The following is a 2,151-nucleotide window of genomic DNA, read 5'->3' as shown; positions in this document are numbered from 1 at the left end:
CCTGCGGCGGCAGTCGGTCATTGTGCCCGCCCTCAACGCCGTCGAGCGGGCGAGCGCCGAAGCGATTACCCGCGCCAACCGGCGTCTCTACGACGCCTTGGCTGAGCCGCTGACGGACGTGCATCGCCGTCGCCTCGACGATCTGCTCAAGCGCCGCGACAACGGCAAGACGACGTGGCTGGCCTGGCTGCGGCAATCCCCGGTCAAACCGAACTCGCGGCACATGCTGGAACACATCGAACGCCTCAAGGCGTGGCAGGCGCTCGACCTGCCCTCCGGCATCGAGCGGCTGGTTCACCAGAACCGGCTGCTCAAGATCGCCCGCGAGGGCGGCCAGATGACGCCCGCCGACCTGGCGAAGTTCGAGCCGCAGCGGCGTTACGCGACCCTGGTGGCGCTCGCCATCGAGGGCATGGCCACCGTCACCGACGAAATCATCGACCTGCATGACCGCATCCTGGGCAAGCTGTTCAATGCCGCCAAGAACAAGCATCAGCAGCAGTTCCAGGCATCCGGCAAGGCGATCAATGCCAAGGTGCGGCTGTTCGGGCGCATCGGCCAGGCGCTGATCGAGGCCAAGCAAGCGGGCCGCGATCCGTTCGCCGCCATCGAGGCCGTCATGTCCTGGGATGCTTTCGCCGAGAGCGTCACCGAAGCGCAGCGGCTCGCGCAACCCGAGGACTTCGATTTCCTGCACCGCATCGGCGAGAGCTACGCCACGCTGCGCCGCTACGCGCCGGAATTTCTCGACGTGCTCAAGTTGCGGGCCGCGCCCGCCGCCAAGGACGTACTCGACGCCATCGAGGTGCTGCGCAGCATGAACAGCGACAACGCCCGCAAGGTGCCCACCGACGCGCCGACCGAGTTCATCAAGCCGCGCTGGCAGAAGCTGGTGATGACCGACACCGGCATCGACCGGCGCTACTACGAACTGTGCGCGCTGTCGGAGCTGAAGAACGCGCTGCGCTCCGGCGACATCTGGGTGCAAGGCTCGCGCCAGTTCAAGGACTTCGAGGACTACCTGGTGCCGCCCGCGAAATTCGCCAGCCTCAAGCAGGCCAGCGAATTGCCGCTGGCCGTGGCCACCGATTGCGACCAGTACCTGCATGACCGGCTGACGCTGCTGGAAACGCAGCTCGCCACCGTCAACCGCATGGCGCTGGCCAACGAGCTGCCGGACGCCATCATCACGGAGTCGGGCCTGAAGATCACGCCGCTCGATGCGGCGGTGCCCGATACCGCACAGGCCCTGATCGACCAGACGGCGATGATCCTACCGCACGTCAAGATCACCGAATTGCTGCTGGAGGTAGACGAATGGACGGGCTTCACCCGGCACTTCGCCCACCTGAAGTCAGGCGACCTGGCCAAGGACAAAAACCTGTTGCTGACCACGATCCTCGCCGACGCGATCAACCTGGGCCTGACCAAGATGGCGGAATCGTGCCCCGGCACGACCTACGCCAAGCTGGCCTGGCTGCAAGCCTGGCACATCCGCGACGAAACCTACGGGGCGGCACTGGCCGAGCTGGTCAACGCGCAGTTCCGACATCCCTTCGCCGAGCATTGGGGCGACGGCACCACGTCATCGTCGGACGGCCAGAACTTCCGCACCGGCAGCAAGGCCGAGAGCACCGGCCACATCAATCCGAAATACGGCAGCAGCCCAGGGCGGACGTTCTACACCCATATCTCCGACCAGTACGCGCCGTTCCACACCAAGGTCGTGAACGTCGGCGTGCGCGACTCGACCTACGTGCTCGACGGCCTGCTGTATCACGAATCCGACCTGCGGATCGAGGAGCACTACACCGACACGGCAGGGTTCACGGACCACGTCTTCGCGTTGATGCACCTGCTGGGCTTCCGCTTCGCCCCGCGCATTCGTGACCTGGGCGACACCAAGCTCTACATCCCGAAGGGCGATGCCACCTACGAGGCGTTGAAACCGATGATCGGCGGCACGCTCAACATCAAGCACGTCCGCGCCCATTGGGATGAAATCCTGCGGATGGCCACCTCGATCAAGCAGGGCACGGCGACGGCCTCGCTGATGCTCAGGAAGCTTGGCAGCTACCCGCGCCAGAACGGCCTGGCCGTCGCCCTGCGTGAGCTGGGACGCATCGAGCGCACACTGTTCATCCTGGACTG

At 65.5% G+C, this 2,151-nt stretch carries 1 protein-coding gene; it reads left to right on the top strand.

The features are described from left to right. Positions 1 to 2,151 (top strand): Tn3-like element ISPa38 family transposase (locus EGJ86_RS24790; protein WP_125836938.1); only part of this gene is annotated, 2,151 nt, incomplete at both ends.

Source organism: Pseudomonas sp. o96-267 (assembly GCF_003935465.1).
GTDB lineage: Bacteria > Pseudomonadota > Gammaproteobacteria > Pseudomonadales > Pseudomonadaceae > Aquipseudomonas > Aquipseudomonas sediminis.
This window is presented reverse-complemented; position numbering and strand designations above follow the sequence as displayed.